Genomic DNA, 25,224 nt, shown 5'->3' with positions numbered 1-25,224 from the left:
TGTGCTTTTCACCGCTGGCCCGGCGCTTCACCGGTGGTCATCAGCTGGAAGCGCCGCAAATTGTGGCGAGCGTCGACCAACGCGTCGTGGGCGTCCCGCGGGCGCGGCGGCATGCGCGGCGAACCGCGCTCCTCCCAGAACTGGCGCAGCTCTCGGGTGAAGCGCGGTATCGCCGGTGGAAGATCGGTCATCGGACCCCACAGCTGGCACAACACGACATGGTCGTAGGCGCCCACCCAAGCCCACAGCTCGATCGGCTCGTCTCCGTCGACCCCGAAGAAGTCCTCCAGCTCCGCGCGGATCTGCCTGCGCGAGCGCCACAGCTGCGACGACGGCGGTGGGAGCTTGGGCAACACGTGTTTACGGACCCAGCTGCCTGCCCGCTCGGGGTTGAATTCGGTTGACACCGCATAATATTCGCGACCATCCTCGGCGACGACGCCGATCGAGATCAGGTCGATGGTGCGCCCGTTGTCGATGAATTCGGTGTCGTAGAAGTAGCGCACTACGCGTGCTCCTTCTCGGGCTCGGCCGAAACTGACCGATCCTTGGGGGCGGGCGCGGCGTGAATCTCGCGGTCGAGCTGCTCGTCGACCAACGCGTCGTCGGGAAACTTGGGCATACCCGCGATCGCGTCCTGCAGCCACAGCTTGGCCTGCACCACCGGTCGCCGCAGCCAGCGCTCGCGCTCCAGCGCCCGGTGCATCTTGCGCGGGCGGTTGGTGTAGCGCCACCGCGCCCACGGCGCGTGCGGCCTCGACAACCGGATCGCCCCGACGAACAGCAGCGGGGTCACGAACATCCCTACGAGCCCGGTCCACACCTTGCCTTTGAGCAGCACGATGACGGCCAGCAACAGCGTCAGCACGGCGGCCACGACCACGCCGGCCCGCGCGATCAGCGAGTGATCGTTGCGCCAGATGTCGATGTCGAAGAACGACAGCGGGTTGAAGCCCAGGATCAGCAGCCCCGCGACGGCGACGGCGGCGAAGACCGCATCGACCGAGGTTCTCCCGTCCTCGGCCCAGTACACGTCCTGCAGATGCAGGATCAGCGCGAACTCGTCCAGGACCAGCGCTGCACCGATTCCGAAAAAGATTGCCGCCGCCGTGAATTCGGGTACTCCCCCGTCGACACCCAACGTCACCATCGTCACACCGGAGATCATGACCAGGACCACGCCGATCACCACGTGGTGGATGTGCAGCCCAGCGCCCTGTGCCTTGGAAACAGAGATGTTGCGCGGCTGCCACCACTTGCGCGGCGCGTCGCTGTCGGCATGCCTGCGGATGTACCGCACGATCGTGCGGGTGACGAAGAACGTCAGGATGAACGCGATCAGGCAGTACACGAGCGGCACCCGCGCATGTGGGACGCCGAATATGAGGTGTAGGTCCGCGAGCACCCAGAAAACTTACGCCGACCGCCGCGCACGCGAGGAGCAGAATGACCAGCGCGTGTCGTGCCCGGGATACCGGCCGACGCGCCGGGGTGCCCCGATAGTCTGGTCAGCGACATGAGTACGTGGCGGTCGCCCGGCGGGGCTGGTTGGGGGCCAACGCTCGCCTGGCGGCTGTTTCAGCTGCTGACCCTGGCGGGGTTGGCCTGGGCCGGCTGGCGTGTGCTCGGCCGGGTGCCCTACCGCATCGACGTGGACGTGTACCGGATGGGCGGGCAGGCCTGGCTGGACGGTCGCCCGCTCTACGCCGACGGAGCGATGTTCCACACCCGAGGCGGCCTCGATCTGCCGTTCACCTATCCCCCGCTGGCCGCCGTGGTGTTCTCGCCGTTCGCGCTGCTGTCGCTGGAGGCGGCCAGCGTCGCGATCACGGTGACCACCCTGGTGCTGCTCATCGTCGCGGTGACGATCGTGCTGCATCGCTGCGATGTCTGGTCCCAGACCTCGGTGACGGCCGAACCCGCGTGGTTACGGCAGGCGTGGCTGGCCGCGGCGATCGTCGCCCCGGCGGTGGTCTATCTGGAGCCCATCCGGTCGAACTTCGACTTCGGCCAGATCAACGTCGTGCTGATGACGCTGGTGATCGCCGACTGCGTGCCGCGGCAGACACCATGGCCGCGGGGCATGCTCCTGGGGCTGGCGATCGCCCTGAAGCTCACTCCGGCGGTCTTCCTGCTGTATTTCCTGCTGCGCCGCGACGTTCGCGCGCTGATCGTCACCGCGCTCTCCGCCGTCATCGCCACCCTGGTCGGGGTGGCGTTCGCCTGGCGCGACTCCCTGGAGTACTGGACCGAAACCGTGCGCAACACCGATCGCATCGGGACGGCAACCCTGAACACCAACCAGAACATCGCGGGAGCGCTGGCTCGGCTGGGGCTGAGCGAAGGACCGCGGTTCATGTTGTGGACCGCGGCGTGCTTCGCGATGCTGGCGATCACCGTGTGGGCGGTGCGACGCCTGCTCAGAGCCGATGAACCGGTGCTGGCACTGATCTGCGTGGCGATGTTCGGGTTGGTGGTGTCGCCGGTGTCCTGGTCGCACCACTGGGTGTGGTCGCTGCCCACGCTGCTGGTCACGGCGCTGGTGGCCTACCGCAAGCGGCATGCGGCGCTGGGCCTGGTGGCGGCCGCGGGATTCGCCTTGATGGTGTGGACGCCGATCACGCTGATGCCCGAGCATCAGGAGACCGCCGCATCGCTGTGGCGTCAGCTGGCCGGCGGGTCCTATGTGTGGTGGGCGATCGCGGTGATCGTGGTGGCCGGCACCGTCGCGGGTCCGATCAATTCCGCGATACGCAGCAGGCCGGTCGTCGACGCGGCGCCGGTACCTGCGGTCAACTAGGCGGGCTCAGCCGGCGGCTACCTCCGGCATGCGGGCCGACGGCTTTGTCGTGTCGTCGGCCCTGCCCTCCTTGATGTCGGCGGCGTAGAGGTCGACGTACTCCTGACCGGACAGCCGCATCAGCTCATACATCACCTCGTCGATGACGGCGCGCTCGATGAAACGGTTGCCCGCCAGCCCCTCGAACCGGCTGAAGTCCATCGGCGCGCCGAACTTCACCTGGACCCGACCGAACCGCCACATCTTGCTGCCGGGCGGGTTGACGACGTCGGTTCCGATCATCGCGACGGGAATGACCGGCATACCGGTCTCCAGCGCCAGCCGGGCCAGGCCGGTCTTGCCCTTGTAGAGCCGGCCGTCCGGTGAGCGGGTGCCCTCGGGGTACATCCCGAGCAGCTTGCCCTCGCCGAGGATCCGCGCCGCGGTGTTCAACGCGCTCTGCGCGCTGTCGGCGTCTGTGCGGTCAATCGGCACCTGACCGGCGACGGTGTAGAACCACCGGGTGAACCAACCCTTCAGTCCGGTCCCGGTGAAGTACTCGGCCTTGGCCAGGAATGTGATCCTGCGGGTCACCACGAGCGGCAGGTAGAAGCTGTCTGCGACCGCAAGGTGATTACTGGCCAGAATCGCCGCGCCGGACGACGGAACATGGTCCAGCCCTTCGACTTTCGGCCGTCCCAGCAACGACAGCAGGGGCCCCATGAAGATGTACTTGAACAGCCAATACCACATGGGCCCTCCCGGTGATCGAACACCGGCCGGTGTTCTGCGACAACTTTACCCACGCACTGTGGATGCGACCACAGCGCGCAAGACTACTCCTCGACAGTCACGGGAATGTGCTGATATCGCCCGGGCGTGGGCGGTGGAGCCGAGCCGTTCGGGCCTGGGTCGCCGGGCGGGCCGGGCGGGCCGTCCGGCGGCACATCGGGCCCCGTCTGGCCATCTCCTGCCTGGTCCAGAATCGCCCGGACCACGGCCAGCAGGGCGACGCTGTGCTCGGCGACGACGGTGAGCAACGGATGCTGTTCACCCGCCGCCAGGGCCGCGATCGCACACACCGGGCACCAGACCTGCTGGCACTTGCCCGAGGCCCCGGCCGTCGCACGGGCCGCGACCAGACGCACCGCCGGGTCGAGCCTGTCGAGAATGGCCTGCGCGAGTGCCCGCAATTCCGGTCCGAGATCGCCGTGTGGCGTCGTCACTTCGGCCACACCTCCGGATTCGGTCGGAACCGCACGGTCAACTCACACCCTCGCAGTTGTGCGTCCACGACGACGCATCGTCGCAACACGGACGCCAATCGGACCCGGCGCCGCAATCCGCCGGCGCCGACTATCAGATCGTCGTCGACCCGGCCCAGCGTTAACGCCGAGGAGTCGACCTGCGGCAACTCTAGCCGCAACCGGTACACCGATTCGAGGCCGGAGCCCGACTCGCGGTCGACGATCGGGCGCAGCGGCCCCGGTGGGGGCGACCCGTCGCGGCGCCGTGCGCTGTCCAGTAGTTCACCGAGCGCCTTCGCGCCTATCGGCTCGCCGGCCAGATGCGGAACCAGGACGAGCTGGACATCGCCGATGGTCGCGTCGAGCTGGTCGAGGACGGCCCGCTGCTCGGATATCCGCTCGGTGTACCAGTCGAAGGCGGGATGTTCGGGCAGGTTGCGATATTCGAACGAATCGTCTTGCACCAGTATCTGGTTGACGATCAGCTCGGCCACCTCGACGCCCATCAGCGCCAACGAGCCCAGCGTGCGGGCGGCCTCCGCGGCCACCACCCGCTCGGCGGTCATCACCAGATGGGCGCTGACCTTGGAGCCGTCGGTGAGCATCGCGCTGAGCGATTCGGTGCCCGCGCTGATGCGTTCGAACAGTGCGACGACGGCCGCCGACTGCGGGTCGTCGAAGCCGGTGGACAGCCGCCGATGCCGCGGCCACGCCCGCTCCAGGTACAGTCCGAACGTCGCCGGCAGGGTGAGCATGCGCAGCGCGTCGGCGGTCGACGCGCAGTCCACCACGATCCGATCCCAGTTTCCGGAGGCCGCCAATTCGCCGACCTCGTAGAGGCCGAGCACTTCCTGAACACCCGGTAACGCCGAAAGCTCCTCGGGGGCAACACTTCCCAGCTCAGACTCCGGGAACCTGTCGGACAACAGGCCCGCGATGTCGCGCCACCGTGCCTCGAGAAGCGCCAGCGTGTCCAACGCCAGCGCGTCCAGTGATCCACCACCGGCGTCGGCGTCGTCGGTGAGCACCCGGGTCGGCTTGCGCACACCGGTCGGCGTCACGGTCACCCCGAGCACGTCGCCGATGGAGTGCGCCTGATCGGTCGAGACGATCAGCACCCGCAGCCCCGCGCGCGCGTCACGCACGGCGGTGGCGGTCGCCAACGTCGACTTGCCGACCCCGCCCTTACCGACGAACAGATCGATCTTGGCGACAGGCGGGCCGGGGGGCTTCAGCTCACTCAGCCTCGACTCGTTTCTTGAGGTCCTTCAACGCGGTGTCCGTGAGGCGCCGTTCGGCTTTTCGCTTCAGCAGCCCGATCATCGGAATGATCAGGTCGACCGACAGCTCATAGGTGACGTCGGTTCCTGATCCCTTGGGCGACAGGCGATATGCGCCTTCCAACGACCTCAGCAGCGAGCTGGACACCAGCGACCACGTCACCGACTTGCGGTCAGGCGGCCAATTGTAGGACAACACCATGGTGTCCTTGAGGACAGCGGCGTCCAGCACGAGCCGTGCGGTCTTGGGATAGCCGTCGGCGTCGGCCTCGAGCACCTCGGTCTCCTTGTACTCGGCCACCCAGTCCGGATAGGACCCGATGTCCGCGATGACGTCCATGACCGTCGAGGGATCGGCATCGATGTAGATGGTCTGCGCCGTCTTGTCCGCCACGTTGAAAATCTACCCTCCCCTGTTGTCGACGGCCGAGGCCTCAGGCCAACGGTGAAACACCCACCGGGCGCGTGGCCTCCAGCCGCTGCTTCACCTCGAATGCCATGTTCTTACCCGCGACCCGCCGCCGGTGGTTCATCTTCGCCAGATTCATCTTGGCCAGCTGCCACGCCGCCACCCCCGCCGGCTCGGCGTGCAGAAAATAGTGCAGCACGACACCGTCGAGAACCGGCTCCAGCCAGATTTCCATGGTCCCGACGAGCGCCCCGGTGACGGTCCACCGGTGCCCCTTGTCGCCTCGGTCCTCCACCACCGTCAGGCGCAGGTCCGGCCACCAGCGACGCCAGCTCGCAGAATCGGCGACGTACCGGCCGACCTCGGCGGGGTCCGCCGCGACGAACGTGTCGTCCGCGATCTGAATGCTGTTCATGGCATACCAGCTTCACATACGAGCCTGCTCGTCCGGACCCCGGCCGACTAGGGTGGATACGGCAACAGCAGCCGTATCGAGAGGTCAAGACCGTGCGTGAGTTCAGTGTGCCCGCGTCCTTCACGGTGGAAGAGCACGACAATGTCGTGCGCGCCGTGTTCGACCATGAGCGCGACGATCCCGACCATGTGATCTTCCAGCGCCTCGTCGACGGTTCGTGGACCGACGTGACGTGTAAGCAGGCCGCCGACCAGATTCGCGCCGTCGCGCTCGGTTTGATCGCCAAAGGCGTGCAACCCGGTGACCGCGTGGCGCTGCTGTCGGCCACCCGCTACGAATGGCCCATCCTGGACTTCGCGATCCTGGCCACCGGTGCACTCACCGTGCCGATCTACGAGACAAGTTCGCCCGAACAGGTGAAGTTCGTGCTCTCGAACTCCGAAGCCGTTGTGCTGATCGTCGAGACCGACGCGCACGCCGACAGGATCGAGCACCTCGAGGAGGAACTGCCCGGGCTGCGGGAAGTGCTGCGCATCGAAAGCGCGGGCAGGTCGGCGTTCGACGAACTCGCCGAGGCGGGAAAGACGGTCGACGCCAGACAACTCGACGAGCGGTTGGCCGGGCTCAGGGCCGCCGACCCCGCGACGCTGATCTACACCTCGGGCACCACCGGTCAGCCGAAAGGCTGCCAGCTGACCCACTCCAACCTGGTCTACGAGATCCGCGGCTCCAAGGAGTGCTTCCCGTCGCTGCTGACCAAGGGCGAGCGCATGCTGGTGTTTTTGCCGCTCGCGCACGTGCTGGCCAGGGCGATCACGCTCGCGGCCCTCGCCAACAAGGTGACCTTGGGCTTCACCAGCGACATCAAGAACCTGGTGCCGACGTTCGCGGTGTTCAAGCCGACCCTGGTGGTATCGGTGCCGCGGGTGTTCGAAAAGGTCTACAACACCGCCGAGCAGAACGCCCGCAGCGACGGCAAGGGCCGAATCTTCGAGATGGCCGCCGACACCGCGATCGCGTGGAGCAAGTCGCTGGACACCGGCAAGCCCGGCCTGCTGCTGCGCGCCAAACACGTAGTGTTCGACCGCCTGGTCTACGGCAAACTACGGGCGGCGCTGGGCGGTGACTGTCGGGCCGCCATCTCCGGTGGCGCTCCGCTGGGCGCACGGCTCGGCCACTTCTACCGCGGCGTGGGGCTGACGATCTACGAGGGCTACGGCCTGACCGAGACCAGCGCCGCGATCACCGTCAACCGAATCGACAACCTCAAGGTCGGTTCGGTCGGAACGCCGTTGCCAGGCAACAGCATGCGCATCAACGACGATGACGAGTTGCTGGTCAGAGGCGGCGTGGTGTTCAACGGCTACTGGAAGAACGAGGAGGAGACCAAGGCCGTCTTCTCCGACGGCTGGTTCCACACCGGTGACCTCGGCGCGATCGACGACGACGGCTTCTTGACCATCATCGGGCGCAAGAAGGAGATCATCGTCACCGCGGGCGGTAAGAACGTCGCCCCGGCGATCCTCGAGGACCGGTTGCGCGCACACCCACTGATCAGCCAGGCGATGGCGGTCGGCGACGCCAAACCCTTCATCGGCGCGTTGATCACCCTCGACCCCGAGGCCATCGAGGGTTGGAAGGACCGCAACAACAAGACCGCGAGCGCGTCGTTGGAAGACCTGGCCACCGACCCAGATCTGGTCGCGGAGATCGACAACGCGGTCAAGGACGCCAACCAGGCGGTGTCCAAAGCCGAGGGGATCCGCAAGTTCCGCATCCTGGCGGTGGACTTCACCGAAGACACCGGCGAGTTGACCCCGACGATGAAGGTCAAGCGCAAGGTGGTGGCGCAGAAGTTCGCCAGCGATATCGAGGCGCTCTACTCGGGATAGAGCAGGTTCGACAGTCGCTTCGCCTGAGTGTGCCACTGCCAGTTGTCGACCACCCAACGCCGACCCGCCGCCCCCATCCGCACTGCACGGTCGGGATCGGCCAGCAGGTCGCTGACGGCCGCCGCGATCGCGCCGATATCCCAACCGTCGACCACCACGCCGGTCTCCCCGTCGCGCACGGTCTCCGGCGCACCGCCCGACCGGCCCGCCACGACCGGGACCCCCGTCGCGGACGCCTCCAGGTAGACGATGCCGAGACCTTCGACGTCCAGTCCGGCGCCGCGGGTCCGGCAGGGCATCGCGAACACGTCGGCCATGGCGTGGTGGGCGGGCAACTCGTCGCCGGGAACGGCGTCGGTGAAGACGACGTTGTCGGCCACCCCGAAGCTGTGCGCCAGCTTGTGCAGGGTCGACCGGTAGGGCCCGCCGCCGACAATCACCAGCGCCGCATCGGGCACGCGTTGTCTGATGGCGGGCATCGCCCGGATCAGCATGTCCTGCCCTTTGCGCGGAACCAGGCGCGACAGGCAGACGACGACGGGACGGTCACCCAGCCGGTAGCGGGCCCGTAACTCGGCTCGCGCGACTTCGTCGGGCGCGAACCGGTCGGTGTCGACGCCCGGCGGCAGGTGTTCGAGCGCGGCACCCGGCCCGAACGCCGAGGCGAACCGGCGCCGGGTGTACTGGCTGACGTAGGTGACCGTATCGGTACCGGATCCGATGCGCCGCAGGGCGTTTCGAGCCAGGGGCAGCATCGACCAGCCGACCTCGTGACCGTGCGTGCTGGCGATCACCCGGCGTGCGCCCGCGCCGCGGGCCAACGGCGCCATCAGCGCCAGCGGGGCCGCCGCACCGAACCAGACCGTCTCGGCGGCGGTCTGCTCGATGAGGCGCCGCATCCGGCCGCTGACCGACGGCTCGGGCAGCATGAGGGTGGTCGGGTGCCGCACGACCCGGTACGGCGCGTCGCGGTCGAACTCGTCGGCGCCCTTCCACTTCGGCGCGTACACCGTCAGCGTGTGCCGCCCCTCGACCTGGAGGTGGTCGACCAACGCCTGCAGATACGACTGGATGCCACCGCGCCGCGGCGGAAAGTCGTTGGTGACCAACAGAACCCGTGTCACGTCAGCGACTCGCCCACTGCCGCCACTCGGTGAGCACCGCACCGAGGTCCATCCCCAGGGTGTCGCGCACCGCCGTCGCGACGTCGGGGTGACCGGGTGCGCAGGCGCGGTGGTACAGCCCGAGCAGCGTGGCCGCGCCGAAGCGGTCGGCGACGAACCTGCTGAACCACCAGGCCCGGTCGTAGGCAAGCGAACGGTCCGGCCCGGACAGTTCGGCGTCACCGGGCAGGCTGAGAAGCGAGGGGTCCGGTCTCGGTGCCACCGGTCTGGCCACGAAGTCGGCCACGCCCTCGGTGAGCCAACGGGGTGCGTCGGATGCGGTTCGGGCGCGGGCCGCGTAGTGAAACAGCTCGTGGCGCAACACGATTCGCAGGGCGGCGTCGCTCAGCTCGGCGGCACCGGGGGCGAACGTGATCCGCTCGGCGGTGGTGGTGGCCGCGGTCTCGGCGTCACCGCCGCCGATCGCCGCGAACTGCGCGTCGGTGCCCGCGACTGCGATGACGATCTCGGGCGGCCACTGTCGCCCCCAGAACCCGGTGACCGCCGCGGCGGCGCCGTCCATCTCGGCCTCGATCCGGGACAGCAACGGCTCGGTGCGCGGTCCGCCGAGGTTAACCATCCCGACCGCGCGACCATCGGTGAGCGTGCGGACGCGTGAATCCGCGGTCGGCGTGGTCAGCGACGCCGGAGTGGCAGGCGTGGCGACCACCGGCCCGGACGGGGCCTCGGAGCGGCCGACGATCAGCAGCGCGAAGATGAGTTCGGCGATGAGGAGCGCCGCGAGCCGGGACCTGCTCCTCGCGTGCGCGACACCCCGGCGATCAGTAACGGCGGACGTTGTAGATCGGCGCATTGTCCACCGGGGCGACTCGCACCGGCGTGCCGTAGGTCGAGGCGTGCACCATCATTCCGTCACCGATGTAGATGGCCGAGTGCGACGCGTCGGAGTAGTAGTTGACGACGTCACCGGGCTGCATCTGATCCTGCGAGACCGGCTGACCGCCGCGGGCCAGCGCCTGGCTGGAGTGCGGCAGCGAGATGCCGGCCTGTTGGAACGCCCACATCACCAGCCCCGAGCAGTCGAATGCGCTCGGTCCGGATCCGCCCCACGAGTACGGCGAGCCGATACGGCTCAACGCGGCCTGGATCACGGTGGCGGAGTGTCCGCTTCCCGGGGCCGCGACGTCTCCCGGCGGGATGGCGCCGGGCGCCGGCGGCGCGGCCAGGACCGCGGGGTCACCGCCGGGGGGCACCGGCGCGGGCGCGGGCACCGGAGGCATGGGCGGAATGGCGGCGAGCGCCTCGCGCTGGTGCGGTGTCAACGCCTCGTACTGCGACTTCACGACCGCGATCTGCACCTGCAGCGTGCTCTGCTTGGACTGGAGATCGGCCCGGACGGCGGCGGCCTGCTCGGCGGCCGTCTTCGCCTCGGCGGCCGACTTCGCGGAGGCCTCTTCGGCCAGGGCGGCCTGCCTGCCGATCTCGCGGTAGCTCTTCATCTGCGCCGACATCTCGGCGGCCATCACACGTTGCACCGACAACTGATCGATGAGGCCCTGCGGCGAGCCGGCGGTCAGGATCGCGTCGAGTCCATCGGTTCTGCCGCCCATGTATTGGGCCGCGGCAACCCGGTTGACGGCGGTCTGGAAGTTTGCCAACTGTTCGCGGGCCGCGTTCGCCGCTGCCGCATCGGCGGCGTGCTTGGCCTCCGCGTCCCGCTGGATGGCCAGCTTGTTGTCCAGATCGAGCTGCGCCGAGTGCATCGCCTCGGTGGTCTGCTCGGCCTGTCGCGACAGTTCGTTGAGCTTCGCCAGCGCATCATCGGCTGGATCGGCCTGCACACTGACCGCGAAGAGGCTTGCGAAAAACGTGATACCGACTATCGCGCTGACGAAGGGGCGAAGGAACCCACGAATGATCACGCGCGTGCGGTCGAGCCTCAAGATTTTGCGTCCTTCAACTTCCGGAACGATGCCGTGTCGAATAGCCCTTAGGTCTCAGACAGGTTACGAAACGGCATCGGGGTTGTCCAACAGAAGACGCAAATTTAACAGGCAGCTCATATTTCGTTTCGTCGCCCGCCACGCCGCGTGTCATCAGGCGACACCTGAACTGCCTTCCCGGCGGATGGGTACCAGCCGCAGCCGCGGCGCCAGGCCGACATCGGCAAGCACCTCCAGCGCTCGACGTTCGTCGTCCAGCAGGGTGTCGGGTACGCCCAGCAGAACACTGACGACGCAGTCCTGACAGCCCGGTCCGCGGACCGCGCAGTCGTCGCAGTCGATCTTCACCGTGCCCACGAATGGCTCCTCTCGGTCGGTGCGGTCCGCACGCTATCGGGAGGTACCGACAAGTCTTTTCGCCCCGCGTGGCAACCCGCAGGTGTCGGTGGGGTTTTCTACCGTCGACCCGTGAGCCAGCTCAGCTTCGCCGACGTCGATCGGCAGGCTGACGTCTCGTTGCACGACACCACGTTCGTCGTCGTCGACCTCGAGACCACCGGAGGCCGCGCCAGCGGCGACAATCACGACCAGATCACCGAGATCGGTGCGGTCAAGGTGCGCGGTGGCGTCGTGCTCGGCGAACTGGCCACGCTCGTGGACCCGGGCCGCAGCATCCCGCCGCAGATCGTGGCGCTCACCGGGATCACCACCGCGATGGTGTGCAACGCGCCGCGCATCGAGTCGGTGCTGCCGGCGTTCCTGGAGTTCTCGCGCGGGGCCGTGCTGGTGGCGCACAACGCGGGCTTCGACATCGGGTTTCTGCGGGCCGCCGCCGAACGCGCTCAGATCGCCTGGCCACGGCCGCCGGTGCTGTGCACGGTCAAACTGGCGCGCCGAGTCCTCACCCGCGACGAGGCCCCCAGCGTGCGCCTCTCGGCGCTGGCCCGCTTGTTCGGCGCGAGCACCACCCCGACGCACCGCGCACTCGATGACGCCCGCGCCACCGTCGACGTCCTGCACGGGCTGATCGAGCGCGTCGGCAACCAGGGCGTGCACACCTACACGGAGTTGCGGTCCTACCTGCCCGACGTCACCCCGGCGCAGCGGCGCAACCGCCACCTCGCCGCTGCTCTGCCGCCCTCCCCCGGCGTCTACCTGTTCCGTGGCCCAGGCGCCGAGGTCCTCTACGTCGGCACGGCCGTCAACCTCCGGCGACGCGTCGGGCAGTACTTCAACGGCTCCGATTCGCGCACCCGCATCAAGGAGATGGCCTCGCTGGCCACGGCGGTCGACCACATCGAATGTGCGCACGAGCTCGAGGCGGGCGTGCGCGAGCTACGCCTGCTGGCCGCGCACGCCCCGCCCTACAACCGCCGGTCGAAGTTCCCGCACCGATGGTGGTGGATCACGCTGACGGACGAGGCTTTTCCCCGTTTCTCGATCGTGCGCGCCCCCAAACACGATGCGGTGATCGGCCCGTTTCGCGCTCGCGCCGACGCCGTCGACACCGCGGCCCTGCTGGCCCGCTTCACCGGGGTGCGGACGTGCACCAAGAAGCTGGGGCGCAGCGCGGTGCACGGCCCGGCCTGCCCCGAACGGGAGTTGTCTCCGTGTCCGGCGCCCCGCGACGCGGGCACCGACCAGTACGCGGAGACGGTCGCGCAAGCGGCCGATCTGATGGCAGGCCGCGACGGCCGGGCGCTCACAGCGGTGCTTGCCGCGGTCGCCGACCTCGCCGACCGCGGCCGCTACGAGACCGCGGCGCGCCTACGCGACCACGCCGCCGCCGCGATCGACGGGTTGTGGCGAGGCCAGCGACTGCGGGCTCTGGTCGCCGTCACCGAGTTGGTGGCGGCACGCCCCGACGGCAGCGGTGGTTGGCACCTGGCGGTGATCCGCAACGGCCAACTGGCCGCGGCGGGAAACGCGCCGCGCGGTGTGCCCCCGATGCCGGTGGTGGAGGCGATCAGTGCCGGCGCACAAGCGGTTCTGCCGTCGGCGGCCCCGTTGGGCGGCGCGCTGGTCGAGGAGACGGCACTGATCGCGCGGTGGCTGCACCAACCGGGGGTACGCATCGTGCGCACCGAGGACGGCTACTGCTCGCCGGTGCATGCGGCGGGCCGGTGGGCGGCGTGGGCCGCGGCGGCGCGCTCGGCGCGGCGCGCCGCGGATCAGGTCGAGAGGACAACGCGCTCAGGCTTTTTGAGTGAACCGCACCCAACGCGCGAGGAGTTGTTCGGCCGCCCCGGAATCGATGGCCTCGGCCGCCTTGGCCAGCCCGCTCTCCCAGGCCGGCAACCATTTGGCGTCGCTGGCTAGTCCCGCGTGCGCCACCAAAGCGCCTGCGGCGTTGAGGATCACCGCGTCGCGCACCGCACCGGGTGCACCGCCGAACACCGCGCGCACCGACGCCGCGTTGGCCTCGGCGTCGCCGCCGACCAGTTCGGAGATCTCGGCGCGGGCGAACCCGAACGCGGCCGGGTCGAACTTCAGCCGCTCGACCGTGCCCGCCTGTACCCGCCAGATCGTGCTGGTCGTGGTGGTGGTGAGCTCGTCCAGACCGTCGTCACCGTGAACCACCAGCACGCTGGAGCCCCGGGCGGCGAACACGCCGGCCATCACCTCGGCCAGATCCTCCCAGGCACAGCCGACCAGTCCCGCCCGCGGCGAGGCCGGATTGGTGAGCGGACCGAGCAGGTTGAACACCGTCGGCACCCCGATCTCGCGGCGCACCACGCCGGCGTGCCGGTACGAAGGATGGAAGTGCGGCGCGAACGCGAACCCGATGCCGACCTCGGTGACGCTGCGCGCGACTTCCTCGGGCCCCAGGTCGATGCGCACCCCGAGCGCCTCGAGCGTGTCGGCGCCGCCGGACAGCGACGACGCGGCGCGGTTTCCGTGCTTGATCACCGGCACGCCGGCGGCCGCGACGACGATGGCCGCCATCGTCGACAGGTTCTGGGTGTTGGCGCCGTCCCCGCCGGTACCCACGACGTCGACCGTCGCCGTGCCGATCACGTCGGTGGGGACGCGGCGCGCGTGTTTGAGCATGGTGTCGGCCAGTTCGGTGACCTCCGCCGACGTCGGGCGCTTCATCCGCATCGACACCCCGAAGCTCGCGATCTGGGCAGGCGTGGCCGCGCCGGTCATGATCTGGTCCATCGCCCACGCCGCCTGGCCGTTCTCCAGCGACTGAGCGGTGGTGAGACGACCGAGGATCCGGGGCCAGGTCAGGGAATCGGGATTTTTCGCAGAAGCCACCACGCGATTATGACGAAACGCCGACCCGGGTGGAGATCGACAACTACAAAGCGTCATACTTGCTCCTGTGACGAGCGCTGTAGGTACCTCCGGAACCGCAATCACGTCGCGAGTACATTCGCTGAACCGGCCGAACATGGTCAGTGTCGGCACCATCGTCTGGCTGTCCAGCGAGCTGATGTTCTTTGCTGGACTGTTCGCGATGTACTTCACCGCGCGTTCGCAGGCGGCAGGCGAATGGCCGCCGCCACCGACCGAGCTGAACCTCATGCAGGCCGTGCCGGTCACCCTGGTGCTGATCGCCTCGTCGTTCACCTGCCAGATGGGTGTGTTCGCCGCCGAACGCGGCGACGTCTTCGGGCTGCGCCGCTGGTACACGCTCACCTTCGCGATGGGGCTGTTCTTCGTCCTCGGCCAGGGCTACGAGTACATCGAACTGGTCAAGCACGGCACCACCATCTCCAGCAGCGCCTACGGCTCAGTGTTCTACCTGGCCACGGGTTTCCACGGATTGCACGTGATCGGCGGCCTTGTCGCGTTCGTCATCCTGCTGGCCCGCACCCGGATGAGTAAGTTCACTCCGGCGCAGGCCACGGCGGCGATCGTGGTGTCGTACTACTGGCACTTCGTCGACATCGTCTGGATCGCTTTGTTCGCCGTCATTTACTTCGTCCGATGATCGGCCTGCCGATGTGTCCGATGATCGACTCGTCGATGTCTCCGATGATCGACTCGTCGATGTCTCCGATGATCGACTCGCCGATGTGTCCGTTGATCGGCTTGTCGTGCCGATCGATCCGATGAGAAGGAGTTCGATGACCGACAAGTCGCGCCGTCGGCTACGCCGGCGCCTGTCAGGTGCTGTGCTGCTGCTGCTCGGACTGGGCGTCGCCGGTGGTCTGGCTGCCACGTTGACGCCTACGCCGCAGGTCGCCGTCGCCGATGAATCTCAGTCGGCGCTGTTGCGCACGGGTAAGCAGCTGTTCGACACCTCCTGCGTGACCTGCCACGGCGTCAACCTCCAGGGTGTGCCGGACCGCGGCCCCAGCCTCATCGGCGTCGGCGAGGCGGCGGTCTACTTCCAGGTCTCGACCGGGCGTATGCCCGCGATGCGCGGTGAGGCGCAGGCCCCGGAGAAGGCCCCGCTGTTCGACGAGGCGCAAACCGACGCGCTCGGCGCCTACGTGCAGGCCAACGGCGGCGGACCGGTGGTCCCGCGCGACGACAACGGACGCGTCGCACAGGAGTCGCTGCTGGGCGATGACGTCGCCCGTGGCGGCGACCTGTTCCGGCTGAACTGCGCGTCGTGCCACAACTTCACCGGCAAGGGCGGCGCCCTGTCGTCAGGCAAGTACGCACCCGACCTCGGCAACGCCACGCCCGCGCAGATCTACACCGCGATGCTCACCGGCCCGCAGAACATGCCGAAGTTCTCGGACCGGCAGCTGTCGCCGGATGAGAAACGTGACATCGTCGCCTACGTCCGCGAGTCGGCGGAGACGCCGAGCTACGGCGGCTACGGCCTCGGCGGGTTCGGCCCGGCGCCCGAGGGCATGGCGGCCTGGATCATCGGCATGGTCGCCGTCATCGTTGCGGCCCTGTGGATCGGAGCGCGAGCATGAGCGAGCCGGGCAACGGCACAGAGAACACCCCGAAGGGCACCGACGCACCCGGTCAGGCCGGTGTACCCGGTCAGCCCACCGACGCCGAACTGGCAGCGATGACGCGCGAGGAGCTGGTCGAACTCGGCGGCAAACTCGACGGCGTCGAGATCGTCTACAAGGAAGACCGTTGGCCGGTCCCCGACACCAAGGCCGAGAAGCGCGCCAGCCGGGTGGTCTCGTACTGGCTTCTGCTGGGCGGCTTTTCGGGCCTGGCCCTGCTGCTGGTCTTCCTGTTCTGGCCGTGGGAGTACGTGCCTTACGGCTCCGAGGGCGAGTTCATCTTCAGCCTCACCACGCCGCTGTACGGGTTGACGTTCGGGTTGTCGATTCTGGCGATCGGCATCGGTGCCGTGCTGTACCAGAAGAAGTTCATCCCCGAAGAGATCTCGATCCAGGAACGCCATGACGGCGCCTCCCCCGAGATCCACCGCAAGACGGTCGTGGCGAACCTGACCGATGCGTTGGAAGGCTCGACGATCAAGCGGCGCAAGCTGGTCGGCCTCTCGCTGGGTATCGGCCTCGGCGCGTTCGGCCTGGGCACGCTGGTGGCGTTCGCGGGCGGTCTGATCAAGAACCCGTGGAAGCCCGTCGTTCAGACCGCCGAAGGCAAGAAGGCCGTGCTGTGGACCTCCGGGTGGACGCCGCGGTACGAGGGCGAGACCATCTTCTTGGCCCGCTCCACCGGCAGCGGCACCTTCGTCAAGATGCGACCCGAGGATATCGACGCCGGCGGCATGGAGACGGTGTTCCCGTGGCGCGAATCCGACGGCGACGGAACGACTGTCGAGTCGCACCATCACCTGGCCGAGATCGCGATGGGTGTGCGCAATCCCGTCATGCTGATCAGGATCAAGGCGCAGGATCTGCCCCGGGTGGTCAAGCGCAAGGGTCAGGAGAGCTTCAACTTCGGCGACCTGTTCGCCTACACGAAGGTCTGCTCACACCTGGGCTGCCCCTCTTCGCTCTACGAACAGCAGTCGTATCGCATTCTCTGCCCGTGCCACCAGTCGCAGTTCGACGCGTTGCACTTCGCTAAACCCATATTCGGCCCGGCTGCGCGCGCGTTGGCGCAGCTGCCCATCACCATCGACCAGGACGGGTATCTCGTCGCCAACGGCGACTTCATCGAACCCGTCGGGCCGGCCTTCTGGGAACGGAAAACAGCATGAGTCCGAAATTGCCGAAACCGAACCTCGCCGAAATCGCGGCGGGCCAAGGGAATGCCATCGATTCCCGCTACCACCCGTCCGCGGCGGTGCGCCGCCAGCTGAACAAGGTGTTCCCGACCCACTGGTCATTCCTGCTCGGTGAGATCGCGCTGTACAGCTTCATCGTGCTGCTGATCACGGGCGTGTATCTGACGCTGTTCTTCGACCCGTCGATGGCGGAGGTCACCTACGACGGCGTGTATCAGCCGCTGCGCGGTGTCCAGATGTCGAAGGCCTACGAGTCGACGCTCGACATCAGCTTCGAGGTCCGCGGCGGACTGTTCGTCCGTCAGATACACCACTGGGCCGCACTGCTGTTCGCCGCGGCGATCATGGTGCACCTGGCTCGCATCTTCTTCACCGGCGCCTTCCGGCGCCCGCGCGAGGCCAACTGGGTCATCGGCGCCCTGCTGTTGATCCTGGCGATGTTCGAGGGCTACTTCGGTTACTCGCTGCCCGACGACCTGTTGTCCGGCATCGGACTGCGCGCCGCGCTCTCATCGATCTCGCTCGGCATGCCGGTGATCGGCACCTGGTTGCACTGGGCCTTGTTCGGCGGCGACTTCCCCTGCGGCGGTGTCGGATACGAATGTGCGACCGACGGATTCTGGATTCCCAGGATGTACGCACTGCACATCCTGCTGATCCCGGGAATCATGCTGGCGCTCATCGGACTTCACCTCGCCCTGGTGTGGTTCCAGAAGCACACCCAGTTCCCCGGCCCGGGACGCACCGAGACCAACGTCGTCGGCGTGCGCGTCATGCCGGTGTTCGCGGTGAAGTCCGGCGCCTTCTTCGCGATGACCGTCGGCATCCTCGGCCTGATGGGCGGGCTACTGACGATCAACCCGGTCTGGAACCTGGGGCCGTACAAGCCATCTCAAGTGTCGGCGGGTAGCCAGCCGGACTTCTACATGATGTGGACCGAGGGTGTGGCGCGTATCTTCCCGCCGTGGGAGCTCTACTTCGGCAACTACACCGTCCCGGCGTCCACCTGGGTGGCCCTGTTCATGGGCCTGGTGTTCACGCTGCTGATCGCCTACCCGTACATCGAGAAGAAGCTCACCGGCGACACCGCGCACCACAACCTGCTGCAGCGTCCGCGTGACGCCCCGGTGCGAACCGCGCTGGGGTCGGCGGCGATCGCGCTGTACATGCTGTTCACGCTCTGCGCGATGAACGACATCATCGCACTGAAGTTCCACATCTCGCTGAACGCGACGACGTGGATCGGCCGCATCGGCATGGTGGTGCTACCCGCGATCGTCTACTACATCGCCTACCGCTGGGCTGTCGGCCTGCAGCGCAGCGACCGGGAGGTGCTCGAACACGGCATCGAGACCGGCATCATCAAGCGGCTGCCGCACGGTGCCTACATCGAGCTGCACCAGCCGCTCGGTCCGGTGGACGAGCATGGTCATCCGATTCCGTTGGAGTACCAGGGCGCTGCCATCCCGAAGCGGATGAACAAGCTGGGCTCCGCGGGCGCGCCGGGCACCGGCAGCTTCCTCACGGCCGATCCGATCGAGGAGCACGAGGCGCTCACCGCGGCTCTGCACGCCGGCGAGCGCAAGGCGCTCACCGCGCTGGCCGAGCACCAGGCGCGCGGCGGCTCGTCGAACGGACATGGCTCGCGGGACGGAGACTCGTCCAACGGGCACCACTGAGGCCGCCCCCGGCAAATTACCGAAGAAGGACTTACGCGCCCTGCTGATCGAGCAGGGCGCGTAGTTCTTTGAGGTAGAACCACGGCACGACGGGCATGGCGAGGGTGACCAGGGCGGTCAGCGCATAAAAGACCCAGGCCGCGACATTGCTGTCGACCGCCATCAGATAGGTGGCCACACCGATCGCCACCATGGCGATGCCGATCGCGCAGGCGATCGCCACCGCGCAGCGCAGCCACAGCAGTTCCACGGCCGTGGACGGCGGCTCCGGAGCCTCGAGCGTGCGCTCCTGGCGCGGCGCCGCGTACGACAACTTCTCGGTGGGCGGTGTGGGGTCCATCGGCCGCGCCCGACCCGGGGCCGGTGAAGCGGCGGGTGCGGGGCCCGCCCCTTGCGGCTGCGGCGATTCGGCGAGCGCGTCCCGTCGGGCGCGCAACAGCAGCGGGACCGCTCCGATGATCACCAGCGCGGAGATCCCGATGACGGTGTAGAGCAGCCACGGCGTCCCGGCATCCCCGGACGGCTCCGTCTGCCCCTGCCCGAGGTCCACCAGCGCCACCGTCGCGGCGACCCCGGTCCCCAGGGCCACCAGCCAGATCGCCGCACACGAGCCGAGCAGGATGCGATCGGTGCGGTCGAGTTCGCTGGGGTCCAGTGCCGGGGTCAACCGCGAGCGCCCCGACGCGTCGGTTTCGTACGTCATCAGCAGCTGGTCTGTGCGGCGTTGTTGGTGTTCGACGACAGCACGGTGCCGTCACTGGTGGTGATCGAACAGTTCAGCCGGCTGACCAGGAACAGGCTCGACGCCTGCACCGAGCCGACCTCGGACTGCGAGATCGGGGTCACGGTCAACGACCACGGGATGTAGACGTTGCGCTGGGTCCGGCTACGGCCCGACGCGTCGATGTAGGTCACGGTGATGATGTCTCCCGGTGCTTTGGTTCCCGTCACCGAATAGGTGACCTGTCGCGGGCCCGAACGGGTCGTCGTGGGTGGGGGCGGCGCCGGCGGCGGCGTGGTCTCCGGCGGCGGTGGCGGCGGTTCGACGGGTGCGGGCGGCGGAGGCGGCGGCTCCTGAGTCACCGTCACGGTCTCGGGCGGCGGCGGCGGTGGCTCTTCGCTCGGTGGAGGCGGCGGAGGCGGCGGAGGCGGCGGCGGCGTGGTCGTGGTGATCTCGTCCTGAACCGGCGGCGCCACGGTCGTTGTCGAGGTCTCGGGTATCGCGAGGTTGTCGGTGTCGGTGCGCGTCACCAGTACCGAAACGGAGACCACCAGCGCGATGGCCGCGATGATCGCCGCCACGCCGACGACCCACGGCCACCGTGGCGGTGCGGGTTGGTCGACCGGCTCGGACTGCTCATAGTTGTCGTAGTCGTACAGCGACGAGTCGGCCGGCACGTACGGGCCCGCGGTGAACTGCTCGGACTCCGGCGCCGAGTACGCCCGCGAATAAAAGTCCGTATCGCTGCTATCCGGCGCAGGCTGGTCACCGCCGGCCTGGTCCGACTCCCGACTCGGCTCCCGGATATCCGAACCTTCGTCATCCGGGGGATTCGGCCCGCTCATGTACGCCTATCCTTCTCGACTACTCAACCGGCGCGGCACGCCACAGACTCCCGGCTCAGCGGCGGCGACTGACCGTGCCTCGGCAACACTACCCAACCCCGTAACCGGGCGTGATCACCCGCCACGGTTCCCGACGCAACTGGTGGTCCGATTGTGACCTTGGCTGAGGCCCTGTCCGCCCGCGCCGTTCGGCACGGCGGCAGGTTCGACGGGTCAGTGCTTCTCAGGACCGGTGTAGTACTCGAACGTCAGACCCGCGACCGTCGTGATCACGAAGCACGCGCCTGCCACGATGAGCCACGGCAGCCACAGCGCCACCCCGACCGCGGCGATCGATGCCGACAGCGCGACCATGACCGGCCACCAGCTGTGCGGGCTGAAGAAACCGAGCTCACCGGCGCCGTCGCTGATCTCGGCGTCCTCGTAGTCCTCGGGGCGGGTGTCCAGGCGCCGTGCGACGAACCGGAAGAACGTACCGGTGATCAGCGTCAGGCCGGCGGTCAACACCAGCGCGGTGGTGCCGGCCCATTCGATGCCGCCGTACTGGAACATCGCGGTCAGCACCGCGTAGACGATGGCGGCGAGAACGAAGAACGCGGTCAGGAACTCGAACAGCCGGGCTTCGATATGCATGTGGTGTCCCTACTTGCTGGCCTGCGTGAGCTGGGGCGCCAGTTCACCGCGACGGGTGTCGAACGGCTTGGTGGTGACGGCGGTCGGCGGCTGGTTGATCGCCTGCAGCGCCTGGGCGTTGGTCTTGCCGTCGATGCGCTGCTGCAGATAGGCCTTGAAGTCGTTGGGCTCCACCACGCGCAGTTCGAAGTTCATCATCGCGTGGTAGGTGCCGCACATCTCGGTGCACCGCCCGACGAACGCCCCGGTCTGGGTGATCTCGCTGATCTGGAAGGTGTTGTCGGAGTTGTTCGCCCGCGGGTTCGGCATCACGTCGCGCTTGAACAGGAACTCCGGCACCCAGAATCCGTGGATGACGTCGGCGGAGGCGATCCGGAACTCGATGCGCTTACCGGACGGCACCACGAGCACCGGGATCTCCGAGGAGGAACCCAGCGTCTCGACCTTGTCGAACGCCAGATACGAGCGGTCTTGCGGGTGCTTACCGGCGATGACACCGAATTCGGGCTGGTGTGAGCCTTCCTCGCCGCCGTGCTCACCCTCCAGACCCTCGGGTCCGGAGGCCACGGCGGCCGCGCGCTCGGGGTCGGCGCCGTCATAGGTGAAGGTGCCGTCGGAGAAGTCGACCTTGTTGTAGCCGAACTTCCAGTTCCACTGGAAGGCGGTGACGTCGACGACGACCTCGGGGTTCGACTCCTCGTGCAGCATCCTTTCCTGCACCACCACGGTGAAGTAGAAGAGCACCGAGATGATCAGGAACGGGATGACGGTCAGCACCAGTTCCAGCGGCATGTTGTAACCGAACTGGCGCGGCAACTCGGTGTCGGTCTTCTTGGCCCGGTGGAACGCCGAGGACCAGAAGATGAGTCCCCACACGATGGCACCCACGACCAACGAGGCGATCACCGAACCGATCCACAGTTCGCGGTTGACGTGGGCTTCGGGCGTGATGCCCTTCGGCCAACCCAGGCCCAGCACCTCGGACCAGCTGCAACCGCTGAGCAGCAACGCCGTAGCACCCAGGACGACTGCCAGCGACGCGGTCCGCGCCACCGCCTTCAGCCCGCGAGGTGTCACGTTGGAGCCTCCTAGAAGTCAGTGACGCGCGACCGCGGTGCGGTCAATTTCTGGAGCGAATACTACGCAGCGTAGACCACGCCCGGGTGCAGGTCTCAACACACCTCGCCATTAGGCATACTGGCGCCGTGTGCGGACTGCTGGCCCTGGTACGTGACCCGTCCGCTGACGTCTCCCCCGCGCTGATCGACGCGGTGTCCGGCGCGTCGCACCTGATGCGTCATCGCGGCCCCGACGAGCCGGGGACCTGGTCCGATGACCGGGTGGTGCTCGGTTTCAACCGGCTGTCGATCATCGACATCGCCCACAGCCACCAACCCCTGCGGTGGGGACCGCCGGACACGCCCGACCGCTATGTGCTGGTGTTCAACGGCGAGATCTACAACTACCTCGAACTACGCGAGGAGCTGACGGCCCGGCACGGCGTGACGTTCAACACCGACGGCGACGGTGAGACGATCATCGCGGCGTACCACCACTGGGGCACCGACGCGCTCACCAGGCTTCGCGGCATGTTCGCCTTCGCGCTGTGGGACACCGTCGTCGGCGAGCTGTTCTGCGCGCGCGACCCGTTCGGCATCAAGCCGCTCTACCTGGCCACCGGCCCGGGCGGCACGGCGGCGGGCAGCGAGAAGAAGTGCTTGCTCGAGCTGACCGAGGAACTGGACCTCGATCTCGACATCGATCAGCGGGCCGTTCAGCACTACACGGTGCTGCAGTACGTCCCCGAGCCGGAGACCTTGAACGTCGGGATCCGGCGGCTGGAGTCGGGCAGCTACGGTCGGGTGCGGCCGGGCGGCGAACTCGAGGTCACCCGCTACTTCCACCCCCGGTTCTCCCCTGTGCCGTTCGCCGCGGGCCGCGAACAGCACCGCTACGACGAGATCACCGCGGTGCTCGAGGATTCGGTCGCCAAGCACATGCGTGCCGACGTGACGGTGGGCGCGTTCCTTTCCGGCGGCATCGACTCGACGGCGATCGCCGCGCTGGCCATGCGGCACAACCCGCGGTTGATCACGTTCACCACCGGGTTCGAACGGGAGGGTTTCTCCGAGGTCGACGTCGCGGTCGCCTCGGCAGAGGCGATCGGCGCCCGGCATGTGACCAAGGTCGTCAGCCAGTCGGAGTTCGTCGACGCGCTGCCCGAAATCGTCTGGTATCTCGACGAACCCGTCGCCGACCCGGCGCTGGTGCCGTTGTTCTTCATCGCCCGCGAAGCCCGCAAGCACGTCAAGGTGGTGCTTTCCGGCGAGGGCGCCGACGAGCTGTTCGGCGGCTACACCATCTACCGGGAACCGTTGTCGCTGAAGCCATTCGAATACCTGCCGCGGTCGGTGCGGCGGTCGCTGGGGCGGGCGTCGCGCCCGCTGCCCGAGGGGATGCGCGGCAAGAGCCTGCTGCACCGCGGTTCGCTCACGCTCGAGGAGCGCTACTACGGCAATGCGCGCAGCTTCTCCGACGAGCAACTGCGCGCGGTGCTTCCCCGGTTCCGCCAGGAGTGGACGCATACCGACGTGACCGCGCCGGTGTACGCCGCGTCGCAGGGTTGGGACCCGGTCGCGCGCATGCAACACGTCGACCTGTTCACCTGGTTGCGCGGCGACATCCTGGTCAAGGCCGACAAGATGACGATGGCCAATTCGCTCGAACTGCGGGTGCCCTTCCTCGACCCCGAGGTTTTCGCCGTCGCTTCCCGCCTGCCGTATGACCAGAAGATCACCAGGGCCACAACGAAATTCGCATTACGACGGGCATTGGAACCCATCGTTCCCGAGCACGTGCTCAACCGGCCCAAGCTGGGCTTCCCGGTGCCGATCCGGCACTGGCTGCGGGCAGGCGAACTGCAGGACTGGGCGTACTCGATGGTCAACTCGTCGCAGGCGGGCGAGCTGGTCGACCTTGCGGCGGTCCGCACGATGCTCGACGAACACCGCGACGGCACAAGCGATCACAGCCGCCGGCTGTGGACCGTGCTGGTCTTCATGCTGTGGCACGCGATCTTCGTCGAGCACAGCATCACCCCGCAGATCGGCGAGCCGACCTACCCGGTGCAGCTGTAGCTACTTGAGCGCCTGCGAGATCTCGGTGGCCGCTTCGTCGCCGTAGGCGTCGCCGAGGCGCTGGATCGCCTCGTCGCGGTTCCAGCTCCACTCCTGCGGGCCAGGCGCCTCGAACACGAGCACGGCCACCAGCGAGGCGAGCTGCGCCGACCGCTCCAGGCTCAGCCCGGCGCTGCGACCGGTCAGGAAGCCGGCCCGGAACGCGTCGCCGATGCCGGTCGGATCGGCCTGGTGCTTCTCGGGCACCACCCCGACGTGGATGAAGGTGCCGTCGGAGCTGACCAGGTCGACGCCCTTGGGGCCGAGCGTGGTGACGCGCAACCCGATCTGGCTCATCACCTGGGCCTCGCTCCAGCCCGACTTCTGCAGCAGCAGGTCCCACTCGTAGTCGTTGGTGAACAGATAAGTGGCGCCGTCGATCAGCCGGCGGATCTCCTCACCGGACAGCCGTGCCAGCTGCTGGGAGGGATCGGCGGCGAAGGGCAGGCCGAGCTTGCGGCACTCCTCGGTGTGCAGAAACATCGCCTCGGGGTCGTTGGCGCCGATGATCACCAGCTCGGGGTCCCCGATCCGCTTCGCCAGCTCGGCCAGCGAGATGTTGCGCGCCTCCGACATCGCACCGGGATAGAACGACGCGATCTGCGCCATGGCCTCGTCGGTGGTGCACACGAACCGCGCGGTGTAGGCGTCCTCGGAGATCAGCACGCTCTCGGTGTCGACGCCGACGGCTTCCAGCCAGCTGCGATAGTCGTCGAAGTCGCGGCCGACGGCGCCCACGAGCGCGACGTCACCGCCGAGCACGCCGATGGCGAAGGCCATGTTGCCCGCCACGCCGCCGCGGTGCATGACGAGGTCGTCGACGAGGAAGCTGAGCGAGACTTTCTGCAGGTGGTCGGGCAGGAGCTGTTCGGAGAATTTTCCGGGGAACCGCATCAGATGGTCGGTCGCAATCGATCCGGTCACCGCAATTGTCACGAACTACACCCTTCATTGTTAAGT

Annotated in this window: 24 protein-coding genes and 1 pseudogene; 8 read left to right on the top strand and 17 right to left on the bottom strand. The window is 67.8% G+C overall.

The genetic code is table 11. The features are described 5' to 3' along the window. Positions 1–8: 8 nt before the first annotated feature. Positions 9–506 carry a polyadenylate-specific 3'-exoribonuclease AS gene (locus tag AU197_RS18325; protein WP_064404111.1) on the bottom strand — a complete coding sequence of 166 codons (498 nt, stop codon included), beginning with the start codon at positions 504–506 and terminating at the stop codon, positions 9–11. Continuing rightward, on the bottom strand, positions 506–1,405 hold the full coding sequence (locus tag AU197_RS18320) for a hypothetical protein (RefSeq protein WP_064404108.1): 900 nt from the start codon (positions 1,403–1,405) through the stop codon (positions 506–508). The genes AU197_RS18325 and AU197_RS18320 overlap by 1 nt, the downstream gene beginning before the upstream one ends. A gap of 111 nt (positions 1,406–1,516) precedes the next feature. Between AU197_RS18320 and AU197_RS18315 the strand changes: the two genes are divergently transcribed. Next, on the top strand, positions 1,517–2,800 hold the full coding sequence (locus AU197_RS18315; protein ID WP_064404106.1) for a glycosyltransferase family 87 protein: 1,284 nt from the start codon (positions 1,517–1,519) through the stop codon (positions 2,798–2,800). A gap of 6 nt (positions 2,801–2,806) precedes the next feature. Here the strand turns inward: AU197_RS18315 and AU197_RS18310 are convergent, their stop codons facing one another. The 5 genes from AU197_RS18310 to AU197_RS18290 all read right to left on the bottom strand — a co-directional run bounded on the left by AU197_RS18310 (position 2,807) and on the right by AU197_RS18290 (position 6,130). After that, the gene (locus AU197_RS18310) at positions 2,807–3,532 is read right to left on the bottom strand and encodes a lysophospholipid acyltransferase family protein (protein WP_064404105.1); all 726 of its coding nucleotides are present in this window, start codon (positions 3,530–3,532) and stop codon (positions 2,807–2,809) included. 83 nt (positions 3,533–3,615) lie between these two features. Then, complete coding sequence (locus AU197_RS18305; protein WP_064404495.1) at positions 3,616–4,005, bottom strand: hypothetical protein; 390 nt, start codon at positions 4,003–4,005, stop codon at positions 3,616–3,618. Beyond that, the gene (locus tag AU197_RS18300; protein ID WP_064404103.1) at positions 4,002–5,261 is read right to left on the bottom strand and encodes an ArsA family ATPase; all 1,260 of its coding nucleotides are present in this window, start codon (positions 5,259–5,261) and stop codon (positions 4,002–4,004) included. Before AU197_RS18300 ends, AU197_RS18305 begins: the two co-directional genes overlap by 4 nt. Before the next feature lies 1 nt (position 5,262). Then, positions 5,263–5,700 (bottom strand): SRPBCC family protein, encoded by a 438-nt coding sequence (locus AU197_RS18295; RefSeq protein WP_064404101.1) that lies wholly within the window; start codon positions 5,698–5,700, stop codon positions 5,263–5,265. 40 nt (positions 5,701–5,740) lie between these two features. Further along, positions 5,741–6,130, bottom strand: a complete 390-nt coding sequence (locus AU197_RS18290; protein ID WP_064404099.1) for a hypothetical protein — start codon at positions 6,128–6,130, stop codon at positions 5,741–5,743. A 92-nt stretch (positions 6,131–6,222) separates the two neighbouring features. Between AU197_RS18290 and AU197_RS18285 the strand changes: the two genes are divergently transcribed. Then, the gene (locus tag AU197_RS18285; RefSeq protein ID WP_064404098.1) at positions 6,223–8,022 is read left to right on the top strand and encodes an AMP-dependent synthetase/ligase; all 1,800 of its coding nucleotides are present in this window, start codon (positions 6,223–6,225) and stop codon (positions 8,020–8,022) included. On the opposite strand, the gene AU197_RS18280 is transcribed toward AU197_RS18285, so the two are convergent. The 4 genes from AU197_RS18280 to AU197_RS18265 form a co-directional block, all read right to left on the bottom strand. Beyond that, complete coding sequence (locus AU197_RS18280; RefSeq protein WP_064404097.1) at positions 8,010–9,146, bottom strand: glycosyltransferase family 4 protein; 1,137 nt, start codon at positions 9,144–9,146, stop codon at positions 8,010–8,012. The genes AU197_RS18285 and AU197_RS18280 overlap by 13 nt on opposite strands. Position 9,147: 1 nt before the next feature. Next, positions 9,148–9,999: a hypothetical protein gene (locus tag AU197_RS18275; protein WP_064404096.1), complete on the bottom strand. Its 852-nt coding sequence runs from the start codon at positions 9,997–9,999 to the stop codon at positions 9,148–9,150. Further along, on the bottom strand, positions 9,968–11,089 hold the full coding sequence (gene ripC, locus AU197_RS18270) for a peptidoglycan hydrolase RipC (protein WP_064404095.1): 1,122 nt from the start codon (positions 11,087–11,089) through the stop codon (positions 9,968–9,970). The genes AU197_RS18275 and ripC overlap by 32 nt, the downstream gene beginning before the upstream one ends. 153 nt (positions 11,090–11,242) lie before the next feature. After that, on the bottom strand, positions 11,243–11,446 hold the full coding sequence (locus AU197_RS18265) for a hypothetical protein (RefSeq protein ID WP_064349930.1): 204 nt from the start codon (positions 11,444–11,446) through the stop codon (positions 11,243–11,245). Positions 11,447–11,557: 111 nt separating this feature from the next. Between AU197_RS18265 and AU197_RS18260 the strand changes: the two are divergent. After that, positions 11,558–13,345, top strand: a pseudogene (locus tag AU197_RS18260) (DEDD exonuclease domain-containing protein); the annotation flags it as partial. Here AU197_RS18260 and trpD read toward each other — a convergent pair. Then, the gene (gene trpD / locus AU197_RS26090) at positions 13,283–14,350 is read right to left on the bottom strand and encodes an anthranilate phosphoribosyltransferase (protein WP_231745021.1); all 1,068 of its coding nucleotides are present in this window, start codon (positions 14,348–14,350) and stop codon (positions 13,283–13,285) included. The pseudogene AU197_RS18260 and the gene trpD overlap by 63 nt on opposite strands. Before the next feature lie 67 nt (positions 14,351–14,417). Here trpD and ctaE point away from each other — a divergent pair, with 67 nt between their 5' ends. The 4 genes from ctaE to qcrB all read left to right on the top strand — a co-directional run bounded on the left by ctaE (position 14,418) and on the right by qcrB (position 18,889). Then, a complete protein-coding gene (gene ctaE / locus AU197_RS18245) occupies positions 14,418–15,029 on the top strand; it encodes an aa3-type cytochrome oxidase subunit III (RefSeq protein WP_156434469.1) in 612 nt (203 codons plus the stop codon). 121 nt (positions 15,030–15,150) lie between these two features. Beyond that, positions 15,151–15,972, top strand: coding sequence for a cytochrome bc1 complex diheme cytochrome c subunit (qcrC, locus tag AU197_RS18240; protein WP_197415597.1), 822 nt, complete (start codon positions 15,151–15,153; stop codon positions 15,970–15,972). Then, complete coding sequence (gene qcrA / locus AU197_RS18235; RefSeq protein ID WP_064404091.1) at positions 15,969–17,183, top strand: cytochrome bc1 complex Rieske iron-sulfur subunit; 1,215 nt, start codon at positions 15,969–15,971, stop codon at positions 17,181–17,183. The genes qcrC and qcrA overlap by 4 nt, the downstream gene beginning before the upstream one ends. Continuing rightward, positions 17,180–18,889 (top strand): cytochrome bc1 complex cytochrome b subunit, encoded by a 1,710-nt coding sequence (qcrB, locus tag AU197_RS18230; RefSeq protein WP_064404090.1) that lies wholly within the window; start codon positions 17,180–17,182, stop codon positions 18,887–18,889. The genes qcrA and qcrB overlap by 4 nt, the downstream gene beginning before the upstream one ends. A 31-nt stretch (positions 18,890–18,920) precedes the next feature. Here qcrB and AU197_RS18225 read toward each other — a convergent pair whose 3' ends face one another. From AU197_RS18225 to ctaC, 4 genes are all read right to left on the bottom strand, one after another. Continuing rightward, on the bottom strand, positions 18,921–19,592 hold the full coding sequence (locus AU197_RS18225; protein ID WP_064404089.1) for a DUF2561 family protein: 672 nt from the start codon (positions 19,590–19,592) through the stop codon (positions 18,921–18,923). Further along, positions 19,592–20,455, bottom strand: a complete 864-nt coding sequence (locus AU197_RS18220; protein WP_064404088.1) for an MmpS family transport accessory protein — start codon at positions 20,453–20,455, stop codon at positions 19,592–19,594. The genes AU197_RS18225 and AU197_RS18220 overlap by 1 nt, the downstream gene beginning before the upstream one ends. A 213-nt stretch (positions 20,456–20,668) precedes the next feature. After that, positions 20,669–21,088 carry a cytochrome c oxidase subunit 4 gene (locus tag AU197_RS18215; RefSeq protein ID WP_064404087.1) on the bottom strand — a complete coding sequence of 140 codons (420 nt, stop codon included), beginning with the start codon at positions 21,086–21,088 and terminating at the stop codon, positions 20,669–20,671. A gap of 9 nt (positions 21,089–21,097) precedes the next feature. Continuing rightward, a complete protein-coding gene (gene ctaC, locus AU197_RS18210) occupies positions 21,098–22,165 on the bottom strand; it encodes an aa3-type cytochrome oxidase subunit II (protein WP_064404086.1) in 1,068 nt (355 codons plus the stop codon). A gap of 128 nt (positions 22,166–22,293) precedes the next feature. Between ctaC and asnB the strand changes: the two genes are divergently transcribed. Next, positions 22,294–24,225 carry an asparagine synthase (glutamine-hydrolyzing) gene (asnB, locus tag AU197_RS18205; protein WP_064404085.1) on the top strand — a complete coding sequence of 644 codons (1,932 nt, stop codon included), beginning with the start codon at positions 22,294–22,296 and terminating at the stop codon, positions 24,223–24,225. Here the strand turns inward: asnB and AU197_RS18200 are convergent, their stop codons facing one another. Beyond that, a complete protein-coding gene (locus AU197_RS18200; protein WP_064404084.1) occupies positions 24,226–25,200 on the bottom strand; it encodes a carbohydrate kinase family protein in 975 nt (324 codons plus the stop codon). Between the last annotated feature and the right edge of the window lie 24 nt (positions 25,201–25,224).

The sequence above is a fragment of the Mycobacterium sp. IS-1590 genome (assembly GCF_001500025.1).
Lineage (GTDB): Bacteria > Actinomycetota > Actinomycetes > Mycobacteriales > Mycobacteriaceae > Mycobacterium.
The sequence above is the reverse complement of the archived record's forward strand: the minus strand, read 5'-3'. Positions and strand labels throughout refer to the sequence as shown.

Excerpts from the sequence above, each read along its gene's own strand:
- AU197_RS18315 (WP_064404106.1), top strand. The coding sequence starts at position 1,517 with ATGAGTACGTGGCGGTCGCCCGGCGGGGCTGGTTGGGGGCCAACGCTC.
- AU197_RS18310 (WP_064404105.1), bottom strand. The coding sequence starts at position 3,532 with ATGTGGTATTGGCTGTTCAAGTACATCTTCATGGGGCCCCTGCTGTCG.
- AU197_RS18290 (WP_064404099.1), bottom strand. The coding sequence starts at position 6,130 with ATGAACAGCATTCAGATCGCGGACGACACGTTCGTCGCGGCGGACCCC.
- AU197_RS18275 (WP_064404096.1), bottom strand. The coding sequence starts at position 9,999 with ATGCGCCGATCTACAACGTCCGCCGTTACTGATCGCCGGGGTGTCGCG.
- qcrC (WP_197415597.1), top strand. The coding sequence starts at position 15,151 with ATGAGAAGGAGTTCGATGACCGACAAGTCGCGCCGTCGGCTACGCCGG.
- qcrA (WP_064404091.1), top strand. The coding sequence starts at position 15,969 with ATGAGCGAGCCGGGCAACGGCACAGAGAACACCCCGAAGGGCACCGAC.
- qcrB (WP_064404090.1), top strand. The coding sequence starts at position 17,180 with ATGAGTCCGAAATTGCCGAAACCGAACCTCGCCGAAATCGCGGCGGGC.
- AU197_RS18225 (WP_064404089.1), bottom strand. The coding sequence starts at position 19,592 with ATGACGTACGAAACCGACGCGTCGGGGCGCTCGCGGTTGACCCCGGCA.
- AU197_RS18220 (WP_064404088.1), bottom strand. The coding sequence starts at position 20,455 with ATGAGCGGGCCGAATCCCCCGGATGACGAAGGTTCGGATATCCGGGAG.
- AU197_RS18215 (WP_064404087.1), bottom strand. The coding sequence starts at position 21,088 with ATGCATATCGAAGCCCGGCTGTTCGAGTTCCTGACCGCGTTCTTCGTT.